Here is a 26,991-nt window from a genome sequence, read left to right as displayed (position 1 = left end):
AACCAAAATCAATTTTAGTGTTTTCATAATATTAGTATTTAATGTTTTAAACATTAATGTTTTCATAGGGTTAAAGGTTAACAACAACGCATAAAAAAACCGAGCGCAAGCCTCGGTTGGTAATAAGTGGACATTAAGTAATTATTTGCTGTACGCGGTAAGCATTGTGCTTGCCATTAAGTCGCCATTTTTTTTATAAGTTTCTTGTTTTACCATACCTATACCTTCTGCAAGCCAAACCCTAGAGGGTAAACTTGGTTTACCATCATCATTTTAGATTGGTTTTCACTGTAAAGTACATAGCAATCATACGTACCCGAAGGAGTGGTAACGCTTTCTTTTTTCTCAACTTTTCTATTTACCATATCAACAGTCATATTCATGCTAATACCGCTCATATCTATTTTCATGCTAACATTGGCGTCATTTAAATTTTGGCCAACACTTAAGTCATTAGGTATTTCAATATCATTACCCGTTATTGTTAAATCCATTTCACCATATTGCTCTAACATATTACTTGGTAACAAAGACTCATAATCTAATGTAACCATATTACCTGTACAGGATAATTTATAATCGGTATTGTAAATGTCCTTGCCTTTTTCATCTTTTAGATAATAGCCATAGTAGCATTTGTGGTGTTGCCGCTGGTATTTGTTTCAGTTACTTTAAAAGAGCTTACACCTTCTACTTTACCTTTTTTGTTATAATTGGTGTATTCCAGTGCAACCCCTTCGGTCATAGGGTAAAACTTGCTACAATTGTCTTGAGCAGTAAGAGAGATAATGCCTATTAAAAAAAATAATATTAATAGTAATTTAGTTTCATTTATATTGATATTAAGGTTCTGGTTAATAACTACTTAAAAATATAAAAAACTATTTGTTTATTTTGAGTTTTATGTATGATTGGTAGATTACTACCTTTAAAATATTTAAATTACTGTGTCAGCGTATTTTAAAAACCTTAATTGAATTTTCCTGGTCTTTTAAAACGAGTTCCACTTTTTTGTTGTTATTGATGTCTGCCATATCTATAATCGAATTTCCAAAAATGGGAAATTTAGAAATTGATTCTGCTTGACTATCAAAGAGATATATTTTCTGATTCTGTATATCGGTAACCGAAACGTAAATCTTATCATTAAGATAAAAAATGGTAGGTTTTGAATATACACCAAGTTCTAATTGTATTTTTTTGTCTCGAATACGTAAAACATTATCGTTCATGACCGCAAGTGTGCGAGTTGTTGCGTCCATACCATGATCTTTTGCCAAATTTAGGTTGCTTGATGAAATAGTACCTTTTGTGTCTATTTGATATAAAATGCCATCTATGGATGTGAAAATAAACTTGTTTTGATAAAGTTTTATATCATTATCGGAGAAAGTAAATTTATCCTTTACAGTTACTCTAGTTTGGCCTACCCGGTTGGTGATTCTTAATTGTCCATTATCCAATTTAAAAACGATATAATCTTTTATGCCAATTATAAAGTGTTGTGGTGCGTCTAAGATATTAGCTTCAGCCGTGTTGTACTTAAAGCCTTTGACAATTTCCCCTTTATTATTGTACATGAAAACCTGCTTATTTTGGGTTACAATAAATCGGTAGTTCTTTTTATTTTCATAATCGAATACGGCAAGTGGGTTTAAGTTACCTCCTGAGAATTTCATGGTAAATGGTTTTACTTCATTTCCATTTCTATCTAATATTAAAAATTCATTATTTGTAGTAAATGCATATTGTAATTTCCCATTTTTAAAAAGATCTACTTGATGTATTTTACCTTGGATAGTGCCAGAAAGTTCTTTTTCCCATAAAATTTTCCCACTATTCGAAATTAGATATAACGTATTTTCTTGGTCCTGAACAATAATTTCTTTTTTTCTATTGGTATGGTTTGTTACAAATTGGGGTTGGGTAGCAAGGTCTGTTTTAAATTGAACTTCAAAAATTGGAGTAACGCTATTTTGTTCAACCTCGGCTGTAATTTTTTTTATCAGAAAATTGGCATGGTAAAAACCGGCGTCGGAAATAAACTCAGAGCCAAACACATAGTCTTTTAAATCACTTGCATTAAACATTTTTCCCAACGATTTTGATACGGATTCTTCTAAAACATCTATAGTACCTTTTAAATCTGAAATAGTTAAAATGCTAGAGGAGGAGGTAAGTTTGTTTTCAGCATTTTTAAAAAGACTTGTTTTGTTAAAGGTTTCACCACTTTTGTATTTAGTCATTAAGGTCTCTAGGGAACTTTTAGAACTTGAAAATAAAAAGGTGTTTTCAATGATACTTGCGTATGTAAAGGACGCATCTCCAATAAAAGGCGCTATGGACTTAAATAATTTGCTATTGGAATTCAACTCCCATATTTCATTCCCGCTAAATTCTTCTGTGGCTACTTTTTCCTCATTAATATAATCCAGTAAAGTTGCAGTGCCATAAGTTTGTAAGAGTATTATTTTCTCATTTTCTACTTCGGTAATTCCTATTTCTTCTACCGTATTTAATAGAGAATCTAAAGTACTTTCGGTGAAACCCAATGTTAATTTATTATTTGTAACCTTTTTAAAGTCATCAAAGCCATAAGATTTATAATAATGTACATCGTTTGGTATTATTGAGGCTGTATTGTTTTGAATTGGTTTGGTGGTATTAAAAAGGTTTAGCAGATGTTTTTTTTCAAAATTTGGTTGAGCAATTCCGTTTAATAAAATTTCAGTGTCATTTAAAGTAAGGTCTAAAGACAACCAACTTGTGAAATTAGAAATGTGTTGGTCTGGGCCTAGCAAATGGTTGATTAGATTTTCATTTTGCTCAACATTAAACCAAACATTAAGTACTTTTTCTTTATTAGATATAGAATAGAATTTTTTCAATGAAGAATTAATTAAAGGTTCATCTTTTGAATCTATAAGCTGTTCTAATATCTTTTGTGATGAGCAAGACACCCAGTATCCATTAATAAATGAGCTAAATAAAGAAGAATTGTCTATGAGGTATTTAGTGATATTTAGGTTATTGTAAGTAAGTGTCTTTACGGTTTTATTAGGAAGGATATCCCAATCTGCAAATGATAGGCTGTCATTAGATATGTAGGTGTATGCTATTTTGGTGCTGTCAACATAAGAAATAGCTAGCAAACCTTTTTCTTGGAGAGATAAATTGTTTAATGGTTCTATTAGGTTTGTTAATTCCTTAAAAGGTTCTAAATCTTTTAAATTTTGCAGTATCTCGTTCGTAGAAAGTTCATTCTTTAATGTTTCAAAATCATTTATTTTAAAAACTAAAGTGGCATTATGCGGCACTAAATCTAGAATAGAATTTTCGGTCTTTACTTTAGTTGTACAGGTTATGCATAAAAATAAAATGGTTGCATATAATATGGTATGCCTCATAGGTTGAAGTTTGTGCAAAGTTATACTATTTGTAAAACTAAGGTAAGTTGTCGGCTAAAAGCTTAAAGCTCATTCTATGATATTTTGTAGCCCCGTATTTTTTAATAGCCGCCCTGTGTTCTTTTGTTGGATATCCTTTATTTTTTTTCCAATTGTACATAGGGTATTCTTCATGGATTTGGAGCATGTAAGCATCGCGAGCTGTTTTAGCTAGGACTGATGCAGCAGCAATACTCATATATTTTGAATCACCTTTTATAATACAGGTATGTTCTATATTCTTATATGTTTTAAATTTATTACCGTCTACAATAATATGCGAAGGAGTTTTAGATAATAATTCTATGGCATTGTGCATCGCCAAAATAGAAGCATTTAAAATGTTGATATCCTCAATTATTCTAGGTTGAATATGAGCAATACCATAAGTAACACATTCTCGCTTTAAAATTGGCTCTAAAAGTGATCTTTTTCCTTCGGATAATAGCTTGGAATCTGTTAGAATTTGGTTTTCAAAGTTCTCGGGTAAAATGACTGCGGCAGCGGTAACAGGTCCTGCTAAGCATCCTCTTCCAGCTTCATCTGTGCCTGTTTCGTTAGAGTTTTTGTAAAATTTAAAAAGCATTATGTTTTTTTTAACTTAAAATTTAGAATTTAAAATTCAGCAAAAAGGTTAAATATTTAGGTATTTTTCATTAAAATTTAAAATTTAAGAATAATTATATAAAACGAGGTTTGTTTTTAACATTTGATTTTTTTGGGTTAAGATAGTTTTTGGAAAGGAGTGTATTTTTTAGGAATTTTACCGCAAGCTAATTCAAAAAACAAATTTTATGAAACAGAAGTTGACGTGGATGTTGACGCCGTTATTGGTGTTCTTCATGACATTTTCCTTTGCACAGGAAAAAAAAGTGACCGGTGTCGTAACCGATCAAAGCGGTTTGCCGCTACCTGGAGTGTCTGTAGTTGTTGTTGGGACTACTAATGGTGCCCAAACAGATTTTGATGGTAATTATGCTATCAATGTTGAACAAGGTAAGAGTTTAAGATTTTCTTATTTAGGTCAAAAAACAGTAACAATGAGTGTTGGTGTTTCCAATACTATAGATGTACAGTTGCAAGAAGATGCAGAAGCATTGGAAGAAGTAGTAGTAGTTGGGTATGGTTCTAGATCAAAAGAGCTATCGACTTCAGCAATTTCTACAGTATCTGCTGAAAAAATCGAAGCATTCGTACCATCAACGAGTATTGATAATATTTTACAAGGTCAAGCTGCGGGTGTACAGGTAACTGCTGCCAATGGTAGACCAGGTAATACTGCATTCGTTCAAATTAGAGGTGTTGGTTCAATTAATGCACAGACTACTCCTTTGTATGTAATTGATGGTGTTCCTATTCCTATTGATACGGAAAGGGATTTTAACCCAATTAGCAATTTAAATCCAAGTGATATAGAGTCGTTCTCAATATTAAAAGATGCTGCTACCGTTTCTAAATACGGATCTCGTGGAGCAAATGGTGTTGTGTTAATTACAACTAAAAGAGGTAAAGCAGGTGATGCTAAGGTTAAGTTTTCTTCTTCTTATGGTTATGGGGAAATGATACCGAATAATTTCGACATTATGAACACTACTCAGAAATTGGAGTTAGAGCGTCAATATGCAGCTTTAGGTGTCGGTGCAGCGGGTAGTATGCCTGGTGCTAACGCAACTCCTGCTGATATTGCTAGATTAACGGCATTGGATACAGATTGGCGAGATGCATTGCTTAGGAACTCAGTTATTCAATCAAATAATTTATCAGTTTCAGGTGGAGACGAAAAATTGACCTACTACTTATCTTTAGGTTATGATAAGAATACTGGTATTATTGATAATATTGACGGTTTTGAAAGAGTTTCTGCTCGTTTAAATACAAGCTATCAGGCAAAAGATTGGTTAAATATTGGAGCAAATGTTTCGGTTTCTCGTAGTACAACAGATTTGCCAAGAGATAGAAACAACGTACAAAACCCGATTAGGGCTATGTATGACTACAATCCTTACGATCCTTTGTTTTTAACAAATGACGATGGTAGTATCGTAACCGATGATCAAGGAAATAATGTTTACAATCCAACTAGATCAGGTTTTCCTATTGCTTTGGCAATTCAAACAGAGCCAGAAGACAATAGAAACTTATTGTTAATTGGTAATTTATCGGCAGGTATGACTTTGTCTGAAAAATTTACGAACAATTTTAGCGTAGGTTTAATTAGTAATAGGTTCAATAGAACAAACCGTTCTATTGCTGGCGGTGTTTTACAGGGTTTTGTTGGTGATGCCAATTTTCCAGGGTCGCAGACGGATAATTTTGCTGTTGACTTTGAGTACAACGTAAACAATGTGTTTACTTACACTGACACCTTTAATGGATTACATAATCTTTCTGCTAGCTTTCTGTTAGAATACAATGAAAACATAAGAACAGATTTATTTGCCACTGCAAGAGGGTTTCCTTCACCGAATATTCCATATTTAGACGTAGCTGCAGAACCCACAGATGCCGGGTCTTCAGAATCAAGAAGAATTTTATTTTCACAAGGTATGTTCGTAGATTATGATTACGATGGTAAATATATCGTTTCAGGTTCTATAAGACGTGATGGTTCATCTAGGTTTGGTCCAGATAATAAGTATGGTTATTTCTATAGTGGTAGTGCTGCTTGGAATATTGCTAACGAAAGCTTTATGGAGAACTCTATTTTTAACACCCTTAAATTAAGAGCTTCTTATGGTACTTCTGGTAACCAAAATATTGGAGAGTTTCAGTATTTAAACCTGTTAGATTTTAATAATACCTATAACGGTCAAACAACTGCTTTGCCTGCTGGTGTGGGTAATCCTCAAATTCAATGGGAGTCTCAAGCTATATTCGATGTTGGTGTTGAATTCGGTTTGTTTAATAATAGGCTAAATGGTGTTGTTGATTACTTTAAGAAAAACTCTAAAGATTTATTATTGGATCGTCCAATTTCTTATACTGTTGGTGACGAAAACAATTCAATTTTCTCGAATATTGGTGAAATCGAAAACTCTGGTATAGAAGTTTCTTTAAGCGGAGATGTGATTAGAACTCAAAACTTTAAATGGACATTAGGTGGTAACATTACGTTTATTGATAATAAAGTTGTTGAGTTGGTTGACGGTGAGGATATCGTTACAGGTACTTTTGGGGATAACATACTAAGAGTAGGAGAAGAAATAAATTCGTACTATGCAGTAGAATATGCAGGTGTTAATCCAGCAAATGGAGAGCCTTTATATTTCGATTTAGATGGTAATATTACCAATGAATATAGTTCTGGTTTTCAACAATTACAAGAAGGAAAATCTCCTGTAGCTGATTTTGAAGGTGGATTCTATACTGCATTTTCTTACAAAGGATTTGGTCTTAGAGGTGATTTCGTATACAAAGGCGGTAATTATATCTATAACTTCCAACGATCGGAAGGTATTGCAATAGGTAATATTGACAGCAATCAAAGAGTAGAAGCATTTAATTACTGGAAACAACCTGGAGATACAGATGTATTACCTAGTCCTTTGTTTCAAGGTACAGCTGATCAAACTTCTACAAGATTCTTGGAGAAAGGTGACTACCTAAGATTACGTACGCTTACATTGGATTATAACATGCCTAGAGATTTTATTGAAGGTATAGGTATAAATTCATTAAGATTTTCTTTATCTGGTCAAAATTTATTCACTATTACTGATTTTAATGGTGATCCAGAAGTTGGTTTAGGTTCTGCGGAATCAGGAGAGCCAGGAGATGTTGGTTTCGTGCCAGGATCATTTAACCTATTTAGCTATCCAAACACAAGGTCATATACTTTTGGTGTCGAAGTAGGATTTTAAAAACAAAAAAAAAGTTAGAAATGAAAAATAACATAAAATTATTAGTTCTTTTATTTTCGTTCGGGTTCTTTTTGTCCTGCGACGATGAGTTGAATGATCTACAACCATTTACACAGGGTAATCCTGAGACATTTTTTAATAGTGTTGCAGCTTTTCAAAATGGAGTAGATGGTGCTTACAGACAATTGTGGAATTACTATTCTTCAACTGGTTCTGGACTACAGGGTATCCCAGATATTTTATCTGATAACGTAATTATAGCCCAAACAGGAAGAAGGTCAAATAGTGATTATTACAACTATAGATATGTACCAGCTACCGGTGGTGCTATTGACTTATATTGGAGTGAAGCTTATGAGGCTGTAAATGTTGCAAACTTGGTTATCGCACAAATAGATAATTTAGCAGACGGTCCTGAAAAAAATAATATTCTAGGACAGGCTTTAGCAATTAGAGCATGGGCTCATTTCGATTTAGTAAGAGTATATGCAAAGATTCCTACGCAATCTGCAGATGCAAATGCTTCTCTAGGGGTTGTTTACCTCAAAGTTGAAGATGGGGATACTGAAGATCCTTTTGCAGAACCGGCTAGAGAAACAGTTGCCAGCAACTATGCCGAAATTATTGGTGATTTAGAAAGAGCAAGTCTTTTAATAGATTCTGATAATGGTCAAGGCAGGTTAAATGCCGACGGTGTTTATGGTCTACTATCTAGAGTCTACCTTTATAACGGGGAATATCAAAAGGTTGTAAACGCTGCTAATGAAGTAAGTGTTCCATTAGCTACTGCGGAAGAACTTGAAGGTTTATATACTGATGCAAATGAAGCAGGTATTGTTGTAAAACTTGCAATTAATACGTCTACCGAAAGTAGTGGTAATAATGTTGGTGTTTTGTATAGCCAGTCTAATTCCACTTCAACAATTTCAGAATATGTTTTCGATTTTGACTATTTCAACAGTATTGACGAAAATGACCTTAGAAAGGATGTTATTTCTTTTGTAGGTATAAATCAAGATAATCAATATAATGCCATATCTAAATTTTTAGGAGAAACAGGTCAGGTAAACGGTCGTGTTGATGTTAAGGTTATGCGTGCTGCAGAAGTTTTATTAAATAAAGCAGAAGCTCAATTCGAACTAGGCCAAGATGCTTTGTCAACACTAAATGAACTTAGGGATTTAAGATATGTTTCTTATTCAGGTGGTGAAACTGGATCTGCGCTTGAAGATGCTATTCAGTTCGAAAGAAGAGTTGAGCTGTCCTTTGAAGGTCATAGATTTTTTGATTTAAAGCGTCGTGGAGAACCAGTTATGCGTTCAACTATGGGTGACGTTATTGATGGTACTGGTACGCCTCCAGATTTTCCAACATTGGCCGCTGATAACTTCAGGTTTCAATTACCAATTCCAATTGCTGAAATTAATGCTAATCAAAACATGGTTCAGAATCCTGGCTACTAAAACTTAAATAATTATGAAAAAATATATAGTAATAATAGCTGTACTATTTGCTTTTGTTTCTTGTGAAGAAGAGAATATAGTATTTGATAATGAGAATGGACAAACTGGAGTTTCATTTGCAACTTCGGCATACAACGTTTCTGTACCAACCGAAGGTTTGTCTTTAGAAGTACCTGTAAATGTAACTACGGTTTCTACAACTGAAAGATCATTCAATGTAACTGTTGATGAAAGTACTGTTGGTGGTGCTGCTAATTATGCACTGGGATCTGTGACTATCCCTGCTGGGGAGTACAGTGGTACGTTAAATGTATCGTTAAATTTTGATCCTTTAACAGAAGGGGAAGTATACACCTTAGTGGTGAACTTAACGGCTCCGGAAGGTGGCGTAGCTTTTGATGAAACCTTAGAAGTTGAATATTTTAAGGAGATTATCTGTAATGATATCGTTGTTACTGTAGTTACTGATACTTATGGAGGAGAAACTACCTGGGAAATCACAGATGCAGATGGCACAGTCGTTGCATCAGACGGTCCTTTTGCAAACGTATCTGGAGGCGATACCTATACTCAAGAAGTTTTCTTGGAAGATGGATGTTATACGTTTACCATTTTCGATGATTATGGTGATGGTCAAGTTGACGGTACAGTAACAGGTAATTATACTATTACTTGTTCTATTTTAAATGTTCTTGATGGTGGTGGTGCTTTTGGTGCTTCTGAAGCTAAAGAGTTTTGTATAAATCAATAGTACGTTTATAATAAATAGTTTATTTAATAATAAAATCAGGCTAAAGCAATTTAGCCTGATTTTTTTTCTTTTATAGTTTTACAAATTATTTAAGTTTTTAATAACAGTTATTAGAACAACTAACCGAAAATTATCTTTTAAATTCAAAAAAAAAATATATGCTAGAAAATATAAAATCTTTTACAATACTTTTTTGTGGCTTACTTTGTGTAACATCAACTTTTGGTCAGCAAGCTTATTCTGCAAGTCCAGAAACTGGTATTATGAATTTTGTATCCAGTAGTTCTACGATAGAAAGTGATAAAACTAAAGGGTCTCCGTATCTAAATGATGAATTTGTACATGGCGAGGTTATAGTGAATAACAAAGTAGAACTTATTGGTAAAATGCGATATAATGCATTTAGAAACGAAATAGAAATATTGGACAATAAGACATCAACATCCTATTATTCACTTTTAAAACGAGCCTATATAGGCGTTGAAATTGGGAATAGGTCGTATAACATATACACCTATAAGGATTCAGATGAATCTGTAAGAACTAGTTACTTTACAAATTTAAATGAAGGTAAATTAAAATTGTTATTTAAGCCAGAGGCTATATTGAAGCAAGCCAGAAGACCCAGCACATCTTATGAGAAGTATGTTCCGCCTACTTATGTTTGGAATAATTCATATTATATCTTAAGAGGGTCAAAAGATAATGAAGTCAATCATGCATTTAAGGTTAGGTTAACGAAAAAGAATATACTTGAGTTGACCGGTGAAAAAGAGCGGGAAATGAAGGCTTATGTTAAAGAGAATAAATTGAATTTAAGACAAGAGAAAGACGTTGTGAGTTTTCTTAATTATTACAACACACTTTAAGTAAAAGTAATGAATTGAAAAAAGGCCAAAGAAACATTTATCTTCTTTGGCTTTTTTTAATTATTCAACTCTAAATTCAAATAATTCTGAATTTGATGTATTTCCAAATGAATCTTTAGTGATAACCATCCAATAATAAATGTTGCCAGGAGAAATTGTTACTTCCAATGTGGTGTCTTCGGTAACACCTAAAGAGGTAGTGGGTGTTTCTATTGTGTCAAAAAGAATTTCATAGGAAATGATATCATCATCAACATCAGAAGTTGACCATTCTAAAGTAGTTGTGGTAGAAGTGTTAGAAATAGTAGAACCTCTTAAAGGGCTAATCGCAATAGCAGGAAATGGCGCATAATTTTCTATCCCTTGCCCTTGGTTGTAAAACGACCATGTTTCACTAGTTGCTGTTGAACTGGTGCCATTTACAAGTGATATAACGTACCATTCATATGGGGAGCCTCTGTTAATGCTAATCGCTTTCTGATTAGTTGTTGAACTTGCAGTGGTAATACTTCCTGTTTCAAGATTCTTAACTTTTATTTCATAAGAATCAGTATTTTCTGAATTAGTCCATTCAAATGTAACCGTGCTTTTAGAGCTGTCATTTGCATTTACAACACCTTCATTACATTCAGTATTATCTTCAGGAAAAACTAAAGTAGCTTCGTTAGGGTCTAAAACTACCGGAACAATAGGGTCAACGGGAGTTTCATCGCTAGAACCACCACCACATGAAACTAGTAGTGCGCTAGAGAAAAACAAAATAGTTATATATTTTAATATTTTCATTTTCTTATAATTTTGTAATTAGAAAGGGTATCGCCAGATTTAATGTTTAAAATATAGACTCCGGCAGACAAACCGTCCACACTAAGCTTAATTTCATTATTAGATGGCTTCATTTCTTTGGTTAAAATAGTTATGCCATTTACATAAAATAATGAAATGGTGACTTCAGATGAAGCATTAGAGCCAAGGTAAATGGTTAAATCTCCTCCGGATATAGGGTTAGGGTAAATGAATAAATTATCACTAAGTATTATTTTTTCAGTGTAAACACCTTGACACTCTAAATTTGTTTTGACAGATATATTTGTTGTAGGGCTTTCAAGTGGTAGTGTAATTTCTTTTAACGTTGTAGTATACATTTTTTCATTTAAGAAAATGGTGTAGACCTCTCCACCAGAAAAGCTAAGAGTTACTTCATCATTCAAGGAATTAACTTTTGCACCTACTGATAGTGAATCTGGTTCTGCTATGATTAGGTCAAAACAGGCTTCGTATTCCCCTTGGCCTTCTACAGTTATACATAATTGGTAACTGCCAGCAGCTAAATCAGAAAATGTATTTTCATCAGAAAAACTTGCATTACTTGTACTGTTTAAGCCAGTTAAAAAGGCATTGTAGATAAAGGTTGTATTGGCCGTAGTAATTGAAATACTCCCATTATTGCTTGAGCTACATGATTCTCCCGTAGTCAAAATCTGAAAATTAGTATTAGGTAAAGAAAAAACTTCGCATCCATCAGTGTTTACTATAGTGCCACTAGGGGTGTCATTACATTGGTCGATAGTATTTGGCACACCGTCATTATCACTATCATCATCGCATACATTACCTATACCGTCAAGGTCATCATCTTCTTGATTCGGATTGGAAATTAAAGGGCAATTATCATCAACATCTAAAATACCATCATTATCATCATCTGTATCGCAAAAATCACCTTCGCCATCATTGTCAGTATCTAATTGATTTGCATTTGCGATTAACGGACAATTGTCAATAGTGTCTAAAATGCCGTCATTATCATCGTCTTCGTCGTCTGTTAAACCGTCGACAACTAAGTCATCTATAATAACACCTTCTTCGGTAACCGCTGGATCTGACTGAAATATAATTCTAAATAAGACATTTGTTTCACCAGTTAAATCTTGCTCACCTTTAGAAGCATTAAGATTAAAATCATAGGCATACTCAGTCATTACCGTGTTCTCCCCAGTCCATTGTGCACCAGGGCAATTTTGACAATCGTCAGCTTCTTCAGAGTTGGCATTGGTTCTATTGCTGTTATACCAATTTGGTTCACTGTCGATAGTGCCTAATGTTTCCCATTTTTCTCCACTATCTATTGAATATTCTACATATAAAATGTCAAAATTTAGTTCAAGTTCATATGCCATGTTAAATTTAAGTACAGGAGCAATAATTGTAGTCATGTCATAGCAATTGCTTAATAATATTGCCTTTGTACTATTTGGGTGATCACCGCTTAAGTTGGTGCCATAAACACTAGTGCCCGATGTTGTCGTGTTTAATTTGGTACCTGTTGGCACACCTCTTTGCCATACGGTACCAGAATTGCCGTCGTTGTATGTAATTAATGATTCAGATTCCGTTTCAAAAGAATTAATAGTTCCTCCAGATTCTAATTTGTTTGTGAAAAAACGATTATTCAAGGTATTGTTGTCGTTATATGAGTCGTTGGCAATTGATGCGGTTAATTCAATTGTAGATATACCAAAGTTTAATGAATTTTCTATTGGTAAATCAATGGTTATGCTTTCACCACTTAATAAACTACCGGTCCATTCAAAATTTTGAATCTCATTTCCGTTGAAAGAGTATTCGATATCAATAGAGGTAATTTCATTTAATCCTTGATTTTGTAAAGTGGCTGTTGGTGTAAGATCAGTGCAAATAACGTCATTTGAGTTTGGTGTAATGGATACTAGTCTAATTTCGTTTTCTGGAACTTGAATAGGTATAGGTGATTCCCAAACTCCTCTACCGTATGTTGAAGCTATAATTTTCTCCCCATCTAAATTTATTTCAATATCACTAATTGCGACACTTGGTAAATTAGAATAATATTCTTCCCATTCTGTTAATGAGTCATCCAAACGATATACCCCAAGACTTGTACCTACAAAAATTGGATTATCTGTATGCCTACCTTGATGTGCTATTGAAAAAAACGCTTGATCTATAGGTATGTCAAATGTGATATTTTCAGAAGTCGTTTCGCTTTCACCTATTGTTATCTTAAAAATACCTCTTTCCGTTGGTTGGTCACTTTGTCTAATGCCTACTCTGTCCGAAGTGGTTAAATAAATAATATTACTATTGTTATTGTTAATGGCAATATCTGAAATTTCAGAATCCATTACTTTAATAAGGCTAAAAGTAGCACCACCGTTGCGACTTCGATACAATATGTTACTTTCTGCTGCAAAAATAGTTTCAGGGTCTTGTGGGTCAATTTCTAAATCATCAATATTGCCAGAACCAATAGATGCGGATATTTTTTCCCATTGATTATTCTCTAGTTTATAAAGGGCGTCAAAACCTGCATATACAGAGCCGTCAGGACCAATAGCCAAGGGCGTAATCCAATTTCCTTGAATTGTATTTCCGTTTGCATCGTTTGGAGCAGCTACTACTCCGACAGATTGGCCAGAGTCAGATGAAATAAAAAGACTACCGCCAAATTGTACAAATCCGTAAACTAGACTGCTATTATTAGGGTCAATTTCATAATCCATGCCATCACCTCCAGTAAAAACATTCCATTGCCCTTGATCGCGAATAAAACCTGCGTTATCTTGTAAACCACCAGTAATTTTGCCAGCATCGTTCTTAGCTACAGAAATTCGATAAAATTGGCTAATAGAAATACCTGCCGTATAATCTTTAAAAGTACTTCCACCGTTTTCGGACATATAAATGCCTCCGTCACTACCTACATACACTTTATTGTTAAACATCTTTATTGTATGTATGTCGGCATGGGTGTATCCCTGGTCACTTATATTCCACCTATTTACTCTAATAAAGGTATCTCCACCATTTGTGCTTTTCCACACATTAAGGCAACCGGTATAAACTTCGTTAAAATTTGAAGGTGATACTTCTATGGCGAGGTCAAACCAAGCTTGGTCAGATTCTAAAATGTCTTGTTCACTAGCTGTTTTAATAAAGCTATTTCCGCTATCCAATGATTTATATATGCCGCCGAAGGCAAAAGCGCTAGCTCCTGTCAATGCCCTAAGAATATAAACTCCCGACGGATTGGCAATACTGGTTCCTATTACTAAGCGTCCAGAACTGGCCGGTAATCCATTTGTGATCTGGGTAAAAGTAGCACCGCCATCTGTAGACTTGGAAAAAGTATTAGAAGTAACGGTATAAATAGTGTTTGGAGAGTTTGGTTTTAATTTAAAGTCTTGAATATTACCTTCTTGTTTCACCTCCCAAGTGTTGCCACCATCAATAGATTTCTGTAAACCATCATTCGTTCCAACCCAAATAATATTAGAATTTGTAGGATCAATAGTAATCTCATTCATTAGTAAGTTTGGGGTTGATGTACTTGGGTTTAATCCAGTTTCGTTCCATGAATTACCGGCATCTATAGATTTAAACACACCTATACTATATGAATCTGCGGCATCATCATCACCGGTAGCAATATATATTATGTCAGAATTACTAGGGTCAATAGCTATGCCAGAAACACCTATTTGCGGGAAATCATCAAATAAATTGACCCATGAAGATCCATTGTCTATTGTTTTCCATATTCCCCCTGCAGGTGCGCCTACATACCATATGTTCGTATTGTTTGGGTCAACTGCAATAGCATTTACTCTACCTTGACCAGATAAGGCACCCGAATAGGTGTCATGGGTGAAAGGACCAATGGAACTCCAATTTGCAATTGGGTTTAAAGCTTTGCCCGTAGTTGCTTGCTTATTTTTCCATGATTTCCATAATTGTTTCGAAGTTGGTAGATAACCATCTTTATCAAGATAATAGCTCCAATAATTTTCCCATCTTTTGTAAGGCTTAAAACCACTTCCTTTTTTAGTATAGTCCTTATCAGCCCAATATTTGTTAAATGAATTAGATATTTCCTCTAAAGAATACCTTTTTTGAGATTTTTTTGAAGTAGTGTTATTTTCATTTAAATCTTTCATCCAAGGCGCATTTTCATTGAATTGCGCATAAGAATTAACAAACGCTAAAAGAGCGATTACTGTGAGGAACAATTGTTTCATTAACATTTTTTTATAAAAATCAGAAAAATATTTCTTTAATCTAAATTATATATGGTTAAAATTAATTTTCAATTATACTTCCATTAAAATGTGGATTGTCAATGACAATTAAACTTTCACATTTATTTAGCAACAAAAAAATTAACTTTGCAAGGGTAACCAAGTTTCATGAAATATATAATTATAGTTTTAATGTTTTTCTCCACTTCAATTATTCTGTCGCAAGAAAAGGTTGAAAGAAAAGATAAAAAATCAGATTCGCTTTTTGTAGATAGAAAAGCCAAACCCATAAAACCGTTAGCGAAAATAAAGGGAGATACCGTTGGACTTACAATTAAAGATTACAAAATAATTTCTTTTCAGAGAGACACTACATTTTTAGATACTACCCTTACCATTCAAAAAGAATATAAATATAATTATCTAAGAGAGGATGATTTTGAGTTAATGCCTTTTTCAAATATTGGACAGGCATATAATTCACTGGGGTTAGATTTGGAAAGGGTAAATATGTATCCAAGTCTGGGAGCTACTGCTAAGGATAGAAAGTATTTGGAAAAAGAGCAAATTGCTTATTATAATGTCGCCACTCCAATGACTGAGCTGTTTTTTAAAACAACCCTAGAACAAGGTCAGTTGTTAGATGCTAATCTAACTTTTAATACCTCACGCAGGCTTAATTTTTCAATAGGGTATATAGGTCATCGTTCTTTTGGTAAGTATAATAATAGTGAAATTGAATCAGGAAATTTTACAACAACTACTAATTATTCATCAAAAAATGGCAGATATGCTTTAAGAGCACATATAGCGGCACAGAATATTCTTTCTCAAGAAAATGGTGGCTTAGCGGAAAAAGAACTTCAGTTTGAGTCAGGTGATCCAGACTTCATTAATAGACCAAGGGTCGATGTGCTTTTGGATAATGCAGATAATAAAATCTTAGGTAAAAGATATTATCTAGATCATGTGTATAAATTGGTTAGGAAACAATTAGATTCTACTCGGTTTGAAAAGACATCTCTGTCAATAGGGCATGTTTTTGATTATGAAACGAAATACTATCAGTTTATTCAGTCTTCAAGTGATACTCTTTTTGGTGATGTTATAATTAGCCCTATAGATGATAAGGCATATTTAAAAACATTTTATAATGAACTCAATGCTGAGTTTTATAATAAAACCTTAGGTAAATTAACAGGAGGTGTTAACATATATAATTATGATTACTACTTTAATAGTCAGTTTACAAGAGAGGATGGTACTGTTATTCCAAACAGATTAAACGGAACCGAATTAGGAATAGGGGGTAAGTATGAAAAACGCATTGGTGGTTTTGATTTTAATGCGGATTTAAAATATAACATTTCGGGGAATCTAACCGGTAACCTATTAAACGTTGAGGCTGCATATAATATTAATGAAAATAATAAATTGAAGTTTACACTGCATACTTCCTCTAGCTTACCCAATTTCAACTACCTATTATACCAAAGTGAATATTTAAATTATAATTGGGATAATAGTAAACTTTTTGAAAAAGAACGAGTAAGTAGCCTTAAAGGGGAATTGAATTCTAAAAAGTGGGGTAATTTAATGCTTAAGTATAGCAATATTGATAACTATACGTATTTCGCTCCAGTATCTTCAACTGTTATAGAAGATGGATTGGAAAATGCCTACATAAAACCATTACAAGAAAATAGTGGTATTTCATATCTGAAAGCCAAATATGAAAAGGAATTTAGGGTTGGGAAGTTTGCGTTGAATAACACCGTCATGTATCAAAATGTAACACAAGATGAACAAGTGATGAATTTACCCCAAATAATAACTAGAAACACGCTGTATTTTTCATCAGATGTATTCGAGAAAGCTATGTATTTGCAAACAGGTGTAACTTTCAAGTATTTCTCTAGTTATAATATGAATGGCTATAATCCTATGTTAGGTGAATTTTACACACAGAATAAGGAGGAATTAGGTGGTTATCCATTATTAGACTTCTTCATTAATGCGCGTATAAAGCAGACAAGGATTTATTTAAAGGCGGAGCACTTCAACTCTTCCTTTACGGGTTATGATTATTATTCTTCTCCTGGTTATCCTTATCGGGATTTTGTAATACGCTTTGGTCTGGTATGGAATTTCTTTTCTTAGGATTGGTTTAGGGTGTATTTAATTGATTGATATTGTGCGCATTGTGTTTTCGTTCCATATGCAGAATCTTGATTTTAAGCACATTACTGTGATTACGTCTTATTGGATGTGTAAATAACAGTAAATCAATGTTGTATGGTTTAGGTTAAAAAACTTCATATTTTTCTTTAAAAAAGTCTTGTTGGTTTAGAAATAGGGTGTACATTTGCAGCCCGCTAACGAGGAAGATTTATTTGGAATCGGGGCTTGGGAAACGTTCATATATGTGTTGATTGGTTCGGCTTAAAAAAGAAAGGATATTTTTTTCGAAAAAAGTTGCCGGGTTAAAAAACAGTTGTATATTTGCACCCGCTTAGGGAGACACCTAAGGGAAACGAGGCGAGAAAATCGAAAGATTTGTAGCTGAGTTGATAGAAGTTCATTGAAATATTGTGGAGATAAGAATCGAGTTCGGGTGAGGACCTGGGCGAGAGGAACAAGAATTAAGGAAACATACAATTTAGTGTGTCGCAAGACATATATAAAGGAATTGAATCGAGAGTCGGGGCCGGGAGGGATTTTGACTTCGTTGGGACGAATATTTACAAAACAACGATGAAGAGTTTGATCCTGGCTCAGGATGAACGCTAGCGGCAGGCCTAACACATGCAAGTCGAGGGGTAACAGGGAGCTTGCTCCGCTGACGACCGGCGCACGGGTGCGCACCGCGTATGGAACCTACCTTCTACAGGGGAATAGCCCAGGGAAACTTGGATTAATGCCCCGTGGTACCGTTGATCGGCATCGACCAACGGTTAAAGCCTTCGGGCGGTAGAAGATGGCCATGCGTCCCATTAGTTTGTTGGTAAGGTAACGGCTTACCAAGACTACGATGGGTAGGGGCCCTGAGAGGGGGATCCCCCACACTGGTACTGAGACACGGACCAGACTCCTACGGGAGGCAGCAGTGAGGAATATTGGACAATGGAGGAGACTCTGATCCAGCCATGCCGCGTGCAGGAAGAATGCCCTATGGGTAGTAAACTGCTTTTATACGGGAAGAAAAAAGGGTACGTGTACCCTACTGACGGTACCGTAAGAATAAGGACCGGCTAACTCCGTGCCAGCAGCCGCGGTAATACGGAGGGTCCGAGCGTTATCCGGAATTATTGGGTTTAAAGGGTCCGTAGGCGGGCAGTTAAGTCAGTGGTGAAAGTCTGTAGCTCAACTATAGAATTGCCTTTGATACTGATTGTCTTGAGTTATAGTGAAGTTGCCGGAATATGTAGTGTAGCGGTGAAATGCATAGATATTACATAGAACACCGATTGCGAAGGCAGGTGACTAACTATATACTGACGCTGATGGACGAAAGCGTGGGGAGCGAACAGGATTAGATACCCTGGTAGTCCACGCCGTAAACGATGGATACTAGCTGTCCGGGTCCTTGAGACCTGGGCGGCCAAGCGAAAGTGATAAGTATCCCACCTGGGGAGTACGTTCGCAAGAATGAAACTCAAAGGAATTGACGGGGGCCCGCACAAGCGGTGGAGCATGTGGTTTAATTCGATGATACGCGAGGAACCTTACCAGGGCTTAAATGCATATTGACAGGGGTAGAGATACCTTTTCCTTCGGGCAATTTGCAAGGTGCTGCATGGTTGTCGTCAGCTCGTGCCGTGAGGTGTCAGGTTAAGTCCTATAACGAGCGCAACCCCTACCGTTAGTTGCCAGCATGTCATGATGGGGACTCTAACGGGACTGCCGGTGCAAACCGTGAGGAAGGTGGGGATGACGTCAAATCATCACGGCCCTTACGTCCTGGGCCACACACGTGCTACAATGGCAGGTACAGAGAGCAGCCACGTCGCAAGGCGGAGCGAATCTATAAAACCTGTCACAGTTCGGATCGGGGTCTGCAACTCGACCCCGTGAAGCTGGAATCGCTAGTAATCGGATATCAGCCATGATCCGGTGAATACGTTCCCGGGCCTTGTACACACCGCCCGTCAAGCCATGGAAGCCGGGAGTGCCTGAAGTCCGTCACCGTAAGGAGCGGCCTAGGGCAAGATCGGTAACTAGGGCTAAGTCGTAACAAGGTAGCCGTACCGGAAGGTGCGGCTGGAACACCTCCTTTCTAGAGATTGTCATATAATGACAGTCCCTGGCGAAGTAAAATGGAACTACGGTCCCGGTCTTTTGATTTAATAATGTTTTTCTATAATGAATGTTCGAATAAAAAAATCTCCATGATTATGATATATAAGTAATTGCTTTTTCTGCGAGGTATTTATACTGAAGAGGAAAGAGTAGGGACAGTCCCATAGCTCAGCTGGTTAGAGCGCTACACTGATAATGTAGAGGTCGGCAGTTCGAGTCTGCCTGGGACTACTGAAAAGTACGAGGTACAAATTAAGGATGTACGAAGTACGAACGTTCATTAAGGTTGAAATATTGAAGGAAATTTTAGAAGTTGAGGAGTTAAAAGAGTTATTGCTCATAACTCTTAACTAATAACTCATAACTAAAATAAATGGGGGATTAGCTCAGCTGGCTAGAGCGCCTGCCTTGCACGCAGGAGGTCATCGGTTCGACTCCGATATTCTCCACCAGGCAATGCCTGAAGATATGAAATAAGGTCTTTAGTGCTTGCAGTGATTAGCATAGATGATTTAATTGTCTATCGCGACTCGCGATCGTTCATTGACATATTGGAACAGGAGGTAAGACATTTTAATGTTTTACCGACTAAAAAAGAAAGAAACACGAATCTTTATTAAGTAAAGAGTACGAATAAGATAGAATAGATTAAAGATCTGGCGACAAGCTGGAAAAGGGCGTATGGGGAATGCCTAGGCTCTCAGAGGCGAGGAAGGACGTGATAAGCTGCGAAAAGCTACGGGGATCGGCACACACGATATGATCCGTAGATATCCGAATGGGGCAACCCACTATATTGAAGATATAGTATCCGCAAGGAGGCAAACCCGGGGAACTGAAACATCTAAGTACCCGGAGGAGGAGAAAACAAAAGTGATTCCGATAGTAGCGGCGAGCGAAATCGGATTAGTCCAAACCGTTGTTGTTTCGGCAACAGCGGGGTTGTAGGACCACGACATTCGATGTGCAATGAACTAGAACGCTTTGGAAATAGCGACCATAGAGGGTGATAGTCCCGTATAGGCAAAGAGCATTAAGATAGTGGTATCCTGAGTAGTGCGGGGCACGTGAAACCCTGTATGAATCCGGCGGGACCATCCGCCAAGACTAAATACTCCTGAGAGACCGATAGTGAACCAGTACCGTGAGGGAAAGGTGAAAAGAACCGTGAATAACGGAGTGAAATAGATCCTGAAACCATACGCTTACAAGCGGTCGGAGCCCATATGGGTGACGGCGTGCCTTTTGCATAATGAGCCTACGAGTTACTTTTACTGGCAAGGTTAAGTTCTTCAGGAACGGAGCCGTAGCGAAAGCGAGTCTTAATAGGGCGCCATAGTCAGTAGTAGTAGACGCGAAACCGTGCGATCTACCCATGGGCAGGTTGAAGCTGTGGTAACACATAGTGGAGGACCGAACCCGTTGACGTTGAAAAGTCTTGGGATGACCTGTGGGTAGGGGTGAAAGGCCAATCAAGCTCGGAAATAGCTCGTACTCCCCGAAATGCATTTAGGTGCAGCGTGTAGATAGTTTTATAGAGGTAGAGCTACTGATTGGATGCGGGGGCTTCACCGCCTACCAATTCCTGACAAACTCCGAATGCTATAAAATGTTTCTGCGCAGTGAGGGCATGGGTGCTAAGGTCCATGTCCGAGAGGGAAAGAACCCAGATCACCGGCTAAGGTCCCAAAGTATATACTAAGTTGATATAACGCGGTGGAACTGCATTGACAGCCAGGATGTTGGCTTGGAAGCAGCCATTCATTTAAAGAGTGCGTAACAGCTCACTGGTCGAGCGGTTCCGCATGGATAATAATCGGGCATAAGTATATCACCGAAGCCGTGACTTCATATTTATATGAGGGGTAGGGGAGCATTGTAACTGCGTCGAAGGCGTACCTGCGAGGGATGCTGGAGCGGTTACAAACGAAAATGTAGGCATAAGTAACGATAATGCGGGCGAGAAACCCGCACGCCGAAAGACCAAGGTTTCCCCAGCTATGCTAATCAGCTGGGGGTCAGTCGGGACCTAACGCGAACCCGAAGGGGATAGTGGATGGACAACAGATTAATATTTCTGTACCTGCTCACGCTAAAAGTGACGGAGGCGAGAAGTTGGTGCGTACAGACGGAATTGTACGTTGAAGGGAGCGGTAACGCCCCGATAGTACACCGAGACTACGGTCAAGGTGATAATCCAGCATATCGACTTCCAAGAAAAGCGAGTGAAGCAGCCCGTACCGTAAACCGACACAGGTGGTTGGGATGAGTATTCTAAGGCGCTCGAGAGATTCATGGCTAAGGAACTAGGCAAAATAGACCCGTAACTTCGGGAGAAGGGTCGCCCCCTTATGGGGGGCCGCAGTGAAGAGGTCCAGGCGACTGTTTATCAAAAACACAGGGCTCTGCAAAATCGAAAGATGAAGTATAGGGCCTGACACCTGCCCGGTGCTGGAAGGTTAAGAGGAGATGTCATTCCTTCGGGGAGAAGCATTGAATTGAAGCCCCAGTAAACGGCGGCCGTAACTATAACGGTCCTAAGGTAGCGAAATTCCTTGTCGGGTAAGTTCCGACCTGCACGAATGGTGCAACGATCTGGACACTGTCTCGGCCATGAGCTCGGTGAAATTGTAGTATCGGTGAAGATGCCGGTTACCCGCAGTGGGACGAAAAGACCCCGTGCACCTTTACTATAGCTTCGTATTGACCTTGGTCAAGCAATGTGTAGGATAGCTGGGAGACTTTGAAGCTGCATCGCCAGGTGTGGTGGAGTCATTGTTGAAATACCAGCCTTTGCTTGTCCGGGGCCTAACCCTCCAAGAGGGAACAGTGCGTGGTGGGTAGTTTGACTGGGGTGGTCGCCTCCAAAAGAGTAACGGAGGCTTCTAAAGGTGCCCTCAATACGGTTGGCAATCGTGTGTAGAGTGCAATGGCACAAGGGCGCTTGACTGAGAGACATACAGGTCGATCAGGTTGGAAACAAGAGCATAGTGATCCGGTGGTTCCGCATGGAAGGGCCATCGCTCAAAGGATAAAAGGTACGCCGGGGATAACAGGCTGATCTCCCCCAAGAGCTCATATCGACGGGGGGGTTTGGCACCTCGATGTCGGCTCGTCACATCCTGGGGCTGGAGAAGGTCCCAAGGGTTGGGCTGTTCGCCCATTAAAGTGGCACGCGAGCTGGGTTCAGAACGTCGTGAGACAGTTCGGTCTCTATCTACTGCGGGCGTTAGAAATTTGAGTGGATCTGACTCTAGTACGAGAGGACCGAGTCGGACTGACCGCTGGTGCACCAGTTGTTCCGCCAGGAGCATCGCTGGGTAGCTATGTCGGGATCGGATAAGCGCTGAAAGCATATAAGCGCGAAACCGGCCACAAGATGAAATTTCTTTAAAGGGCCGTGGGAGATGACCACGTTGATAGGCTATAGGTGGAAGGGCAGTAATGTCCGTAGCCGAGTAGTACTAATTGCCCGTCAGGCTTGCGCGAACGCTTGCCTCCTTCTTCGGAAGGAGGCGGCAACGATCTTTACTTCTTTCTTTTTATACCGAAACATACTTTTTAATATAAGTGCTTCTTTCCTTTATAGGAATCCTGTTCCATTCATGTCAACGATATTGCGGCGAAGGCCGCGGTCGGATATATCCGATCCAAAACTTAGGTGGCCATGGCGACGGGGCCCACCCCTTACCATTCCGAACAGGGAAGTTAAGACCGTTTGCGCCGATGGTACTGCTATACCAAGTGGGAGAGTAGGTAGCCGCCTTTTTCAAAGTCCTTTACAGCAATGTAAGGGACTTTTTTTTTGTTCTAATTTTTGAGGATACCCTTATCACTACTACTACTACTACTACTACTACTACAATTAGCTTATAAGCAAGGTTAGTTGTACTCTAGATGTCTTATTTATACTCATACAGTTTTGTGTACTGCAGGGCAATGGTGTATATGTTAATAAATATCTTTTTGGTTATTTTGTTGGCACTAGTATTAATCAATCTATATATGCTACCTTTAAAATAGTCATTTATAGTATTGCTATAATCAATATACTCACTACATTAAGTATAGGTTTTTCTTAGGATAATTGAATTTGCTAGCTAAGAATATAGTATGAATGATTCGGCATATCATACTAAGTAAATCATGTGCTATTTCAATATACTTGCGGTTTGGATAGCACAACTAGATTGTATTGATGTTATTATTAAGAATGTTAATTGATTATAGGATTTGCTAATACCGTATTGGAGACTAACTGTTGTTTGTATTGTTATATGTGTAATCTTACTATATACTTAAGGAGTCTCTAACGGATTTTAATGGTTTGACCTTCTCCTTTATTAAATTTATATTAAATGACTAATTCTTCTTTTACGGGTTATGATTATTATTCTTCTCCTGGTTATCCTTATCGGGATTTTGTAATACGCTTTGGTCTGGTATGGAATTTCTTTTCTTAGGATTGGTTTAGGGTGTATTTAATTGATTGATATTGTGCGCATTGTGTTTTCGTTCCATATGCAGAATCTTGATTTTAAGCACATTACTGTGATTACGTCTTATTGGATGTGTAAATAACAGTAAATCAATGTTGTATGGTTTAGGTTAAAAAACTTCATATTTTTCTTTAAAAAAGTCTTGTTGGTTTAGAAATAGGGTGTACATTTGCAGCCCGCTAACGAGGAAGATTTATTTGGAATCGGGGTGTTGGGAAACGTTCATATATGTGTTGATTGGTTCGGCTTAAAAAAGAAAGGATATTTTTTTCGAAAAAAGTTGCCGGGTTAAAAAACAGTTGTATATTTGCACCCGCTTAGGGAGACACCTAAGGGAAACGAGGCGAGAAAATCGAAAGATTTGTAGCTGAGTTGATAGAAGTTCATTGAAATATTGTGGAGATAAGAATCGAGTTCGGGTGAGGACCTGGGCGAGAGGAACAAGAATTAAGGAAACATACAATTTAGTGTGTCGCAAGACATATATAAAGGAATTGAATCGAGAGTCGGGGCCGGGAGGGATTTTGACTTCGTTGGGACGAATATTTACAAAACAACGATGAAGAGTTTGATCCTGGCTCAGGATGAACGCTAGCGGCAGGCCTAACACATGCAAGTCGAGGGGTAACAGGGAGCTTGCTCCGCTGACGACCGGCGCACGGGTGCGCACCGCGTATGGAACCTACCTTCTACAGGGGAATAGCCCAGGGAAACTTGGATTAATGCCCCGTGGTACCGTTGATCGGCATCGACCAACGGTTAAAGCCTTCGGGCGGTAGAAGATGGCCATGCGTCCCATTAGTTTGTTGGTAAGGTAACGGCTTACCAAGACTACGATGGGTAGGGGCCCTGAGAGGGGGATCCCCCACACTGGTACTGAGACACGGACCAGACTCCTACGGGAGGCAGCAGTGAGGAATATTGGACAATGGAGGAGACTCTGATCCAGCCATGCCGCGTGCAGGAAGAATGCCCTATGGGTAGTAAACTGCTTTTATACGGGAAGAAAAAAGGGTACGTGTACCTTACTGACGGTACCGTAAGAATAAGGACCGGCTAACTCCGTGCCAGCAGCCGCGGTAATACGGAGGGTCCGAGCGTTATCCGGAATTATTGGGTTTAAAGGGTCCGTAGGCGGGCAGTTAAGTCAGTGGTGAAAGTCTGTAGCTCAACTATAGAATTGCCTTTGATACTGATTGTCTTGAGTTATAGTGAAGTTGCCGGAATATGTAGTGTAGCGGTGAAATGCATAGATATTACATAGAACACCGATTGCGAAGGCAGGTGACTAACTATATACTGACGCTGATGGACGAAAGCGTGGGGAGCGAACAGGATTAGATACCCTGGTAGTCCACGCCGTAAACGATGGATACTAGCTGTCCGGGTCCTTGAGACCTGGGCGGCCAAGCGAAAGTGATAAGTATCCCACCTGGGGAGTACGTTCGCAAGAATGAAACTCAAAGGAATTGACGGGGGCCCGCACAAGCGGTGGAGCATGTGGTTTAATTCGATGATACGCGAGGAACCTTACCAGGGCTTAAATGCATATTGACAGGGGTAGAGATACCTTTTCCTTCGGGCAATTTGCAAGGTGCTGCATGGTTGTCGTCAGCTCGTGCCGTGAGGTGTCAGGTTAAGTCCTATAACGAGCGCAACCCCTACCGTTAGTTGCCAGCATGTCATGATGGGGACTCTAACGGGACTGCCGGTGCAAACCGTGAGGAAGGTGGGGATGACGTCAAATCATCACGGCCCTTACGTCCTGGGCCACACACGTGCTACAATGGCAGGTACAGAGAGCAGCCACGTCGCAAGGCGGAGCGAATCTATAAAACCTGTCACAGTTCGGATCGGGGTCTGCAACTCGACCCCGTGAAGCTGGAATCGCTAGTAATCGGATATCAGCCATGATCCGGTGAATACGTTCCCGGGCCTTGTACACACCGCCCGTCAAGCCATGGAAGCCGGGAGTGCCTGAAGTCCGTCACCGTAAGGAGCGGCCTAGGGCAAGATCGGTAACTAGGGCTAAGTCGTAACAAGGTAGCCGTACCGGAAGGTGCGGCTGGAACACCTCCTTTCTAGAGATTGTCATATAATGACAGTCCCTGGCGAAGTAAAATGGAACTACGGTCCCGGTCTTTTGATTTAATAATGTTTTTCTATAATGAATGTTCGAATAAAAAAATCTCCATGATTATGATATATAAGTAATTGCTTTTTCTGCGAGGTATTTATACTGAAGAGGAAAGAGTAGGGACAGTCCCATAGCTCAGCTGGTTAGAGCGCTACACTGATAATGTAGAGGTCGGCAGTTCGAGTCTGCCTGGGACTACTGAAAAGTACGAGGTACAAATTAAGGATGTACGAAGTACGAACGTTCATTAAGGTTGAAATATTGAAGGAAATTTTAGAAGTTGAGGAGTTAAAAGAGTTATTGCTCATAACTCTTAACTAATAACTCATAACTAAAATAAATGGGGGATTAGCTCAGCTGGCTAGAGCGCCTGCCTTGCACGCAGGAGGTCATCGGTTCGACTCCGATATTCTCCACCAGGCAATGCCTGAAGATATGAAATAAGGTCTTTAGTGCTTGCAGTGATTAGCATAGATGATTTAATTGTCTATCGCGACTCGCGATCGTTCATTGACATATTGGAACAGGAGGTAAGACATTTTAATGTTTTACCGACTAAAAAAGAAAGAAACACGAATCTTTATTAAGTAAAGAGTACGAATAAGATAGA

At 38.1% G+C, this 26,991-nt stretch carries 9 protein-coding genes, 4 tRNA genes, 4 rRNA genes and 2 pseudogenes; 14 read left to right on the top strand and 5 right to left on the bottom strand.

What is annotated here, in order from left to right; all coding sequences use genetic code 11:
* Positions 1 to 141: 141 nt before the first annotated feature.
* The 3 genes and pseudogenes from BTR34_RS19310 to BTR34_RS04820 form a co-directional block, all read right to left on the bottom strand.
* Positions 142 to 841: pseudogene (locus tag BTR34_RS19310) on the bottom strand (TapB family protein).
* Between the two features lie 109 nt (positions 842 to 950).
* The gene (locus BTR34_RS04825; RefSeq protein WP_068484477.1) at positions 951 to 3,407 is read right to left on the bottom strand and encodes a hypothetical protein; all 2,457 of its coding nucleotides are present in this window, start codon (positions 3,405 to 3,407) and stop codon (positions 951 to 953) included.
* A gap of 37 nt (positions 3,408 to 3,444) precedes the next feature.
* Positions 3,445 to 4,032, bottom strand: a complete 588-nt coding sequence (locus BTR34_RS04820) for a ribonuclease HII (protein ID WP_068484479.1) — start codon at positions 4,030 to 4,032, stop codon at positions 3,445 to 3,447.
* A 208-nt stretch (positions 4,033 to 4,240) separates the two neighbouring features.
* Here BTR34_RS04820 and BTR34_RS04815 point away from each other — a divergent pair, with 208 nt between their 5' ends.
* The 4 genes from BTR34_RS04815 to BTR34_RS04800 all read left to right on the top strand — a co-directional run bounded on the left by BTR34_RS04815 (position 4,241) and on the right by BTR34_RS04800 (position 10,389).
* Positions 4,241 to 7,306 carry a SusC/RagA family TonB-linked outer membrane protein gene (locus BTR34_RS04815; protein ID WP_068484481.1) on the top strand — a complete coding sequence of 1,022 codons (3,066 nt, stop codon included), beginning with the start codon at positions 4,241 to 4,243 and terminating at the stop codon, positions 7,304 to 7,306.
* Between the two features lie 20 nt (positions 7,307 to 7,326).
* Positions 7,327 to 8,769 (top strand): RagB/SusD family nutrient uptake outer membrane protein, encoded by a 1,443-nt coding sequence (locus BTR34_RS04810; protein WP_068484483.1) that lies wholly within the window; start codon positions 7,327 to 7,329, stop codon positions 8,767 to 8,769.
* Positions 8,770 to 8,782: 13 nt separating this feature from the next.
* A complete protein-coding gene (locus BTR34_RS04805) occupies positions 8,783 to 9,520 on the top strand; it encodes a hypothetical protein (RefSeq protein WP_068484485.1) in 738 nt (245 codons plus the stop codon).
* A gap of 158 nt (positions 9,521 to 9,678) precedes the next feature.
* Positions 9,679 to 10,389 (top strand): hypothetical protein, encoded by a 711-nt coding sequence (locus tag BTR34_RS04800; protein ID WP_068484487.1) that lies wholly within the window; start codon positions 9,679 to 9,681, stop codon positions 10,387 to 10,389.
* Between the two features lie 60 nt (positions 10,390 to 10,449).
* On the opposite strand, the gene BTR34_RS04795 is transcribed toward BTR34_RS04800, so the two are convergent.
* Positions 10,450 to 11,175 carry a hypothetical protein gene (locus BTR34_RS04795; protein WP_068484489.1) on the bottom strand — a complete coding sequence of 242 codons (726 nt, stop codon included), beginning with the start codon at positions 11,173 to 11,175 and terminating at the stop codon, positions 10,450 to 10,452.
* Positions 11,172 to 15,446 carry a thrombospondin type 3 repeat-containing protein gene (locus tag BTR34_RS04790; protein WP_235843197.1) on the bottom strand — a complete coding sequence of 1,425 codons (4,275 nt, stop codon included), beginning with the start codon at positions 15,444 to 15,446 and terminating at the stop codon, positions 11,172 to 11,174. Before BTR34_RS04790 ends, BTR34_RS04795 begins: the two co-directional genes overlap by 4 nt.
* Positions 15,447 to 15,614: 168 nt before the next feature.
* On the opposite strand from BTR34_RS04790, the gene BTR34_RS04785 reads away from it, so the two are divergent.
* The 10 genes and pseudogenes from BTR34_RS04785 to BTR34_RS04740 all read left to right on the top strand — a co-directional run bounded on the left by BTR34_RS04785 (position 15,615) and on the right by BTR34_RS04740 (position 26,800).
* On the top strand, positions 15,615 to 17,606 hold the full coding sequence (locus tag BTR34_RS04785) for a putative porin (protein WP_068484493.1): 1,992 nt from the start codon (positions 15,615 to 15,617) through the stop codon (positions 17,604 to 17,606).
* 591 nt (positions 17,607 to 18,197) lie between these two features.
* Positions 18,198 to 19,722, top strand: a 16S ribosomal RNA gene (locus BTR34_RS04780).
* Positions 19,723 to 19,902: 180 nt separating this feature from the next.
* Positions 19,903 to 19,976 (top strand) — tRNA-Ile (locus BTR34_RS04775).
* 144 nt (positions 19,977 to 20,120) lie between these two features.
* Positions 20,121 to 20,197: transfer RNA gene (locus BTR34_RS04770), tRNA-Ala, on the top strand.
* A gap of 207 nt (positions 20,198 to 20,404) precedes the next feature.
* Positions 20,405 to 23,234 (top strand): 23S ribosomal RNA (locus BTR34_RS04765).
* A 168-nt stretch (positions 23,235 to 23,402) separates the two neighbouring features.
* Positions 23,403 to 23,514 (top strand): 5S ribosomal RNA (gene rrf, locus BTR34_RS04760).
* 595 nt (positions 23,515 to 24,109) lie between these two features.
* A pseudogene (locus tag BTR34_RS19235) lies at positions 24,110 to 24,208 on the top strand (putative porin); the annotation flags it as partial.
* A 592-nt stretch (positions 24,209 to 24,800) separates the two neighbouring features.
* Positions 24,801 to 26,325 (top strand): 16S ribosomal RNA (locus tag BTR34_RS04750).
* Together the 16S, 23S and 5S rRNA genes with 4 tRNA genes alongside form the textbook arrangement of a ribosomal RNA operon.
* A 180-nt stretch (positions 26,326 to 26,505) precedes the next feature.
* Positions 26,506 to 26,579 (top strand) — tRNA-Ile (locus BTR34_RS04745).
* A gap of 144 nt (positions 26,580 to 26,723) precedes the next feature.
* Positions 26,724 to 26,800 (top strand) — tRNA-Ala (locus BTR34_RS04740).
* The last annotated feature ends 191 nt before the right edge of the window (positions 26,801 to 26,991 follow it).

The sequence above is a fragment of the Maribacter hydrothermalis genome (genome assembly GCF_001913155.1).
In the GTDB taxonomy this organism is placed as follows: domain Bacteria; phylum Bacteroidota; class Bacteroidia; order Flavobacteriales; family Flavobacteriaceae; genus Maribacter; species Maribacter hydrothermalis.
This window is presented reverse-complemented; position numbering and strand designations above follow the sequence as displayed.

Excerpts from the sequence above, each read along its gene's own strand:
- BTR34_RS04815 (WP_068484481.1), top strand. The coding sequence starts at position 4,241 with ATGAAACAGAAGTTGACGTGGATGTTGACGCCGTTATTGGTGTTCTTC.
- BTR34_RS04825 (WP_068484477.1), bottom strand. The coding sequence starts at position 3,407 with ATGAGGCATACCATATTATATGCAACCATTTTATTTTTATGCATAACC.
- BTR34_RS04810 (WP_068484483.1), top strand. The coding sequence starts at position 7,327 with ATGAAAAATAACATAAAATTATTAGTTCTTTTATTTTCGTTCGGGTTC.
- BTR34_RS04820 (WP_068484479.1), bottom strand. The coding sequence starts at position 4,032 with ATGCTTTTTAAATTTTACAAAAACTCTAACGAAACAGGCACAGATGAA.
- BTR34_RS04805 (WP_068484485.1), top strand. The coding sequence starts at position 8,783 with ATGAAAAAATATATAGTAATAATAGCTGTACTATTTGCTTTTGTTTCT.
- BTR34_RS04795 (WP_068484489.1), bottom strand. The coding sequence starts at position 11,175 with ATGAAAATATTAAAATATATAACTATTTTGTTTTTCTCTAGCGCACTA.
- BTR34_RS04800 (WP_068484487.1), top strand. The coding sequence starts at position 9,679 with ATGCTAGAAAATATAAAATCTTTTACAATACTTTTTTGTGGCTTACTT.
- BTR34_RS04790 (WP_235843197.1), bottom strand. The coding sequence starts at position 15,446 with ATGAAACAATTGTTCCTCACAGTAATCGCTCTTTTAGCGTTTGTTAAT.
- BTR34_RS04785 (WP_068484493.1), top strand. The coding sequence starts at position 15,615 with ATGAAATATATAATTATAGTTTTAATGTTTTTCTCCACTTCAATTATT.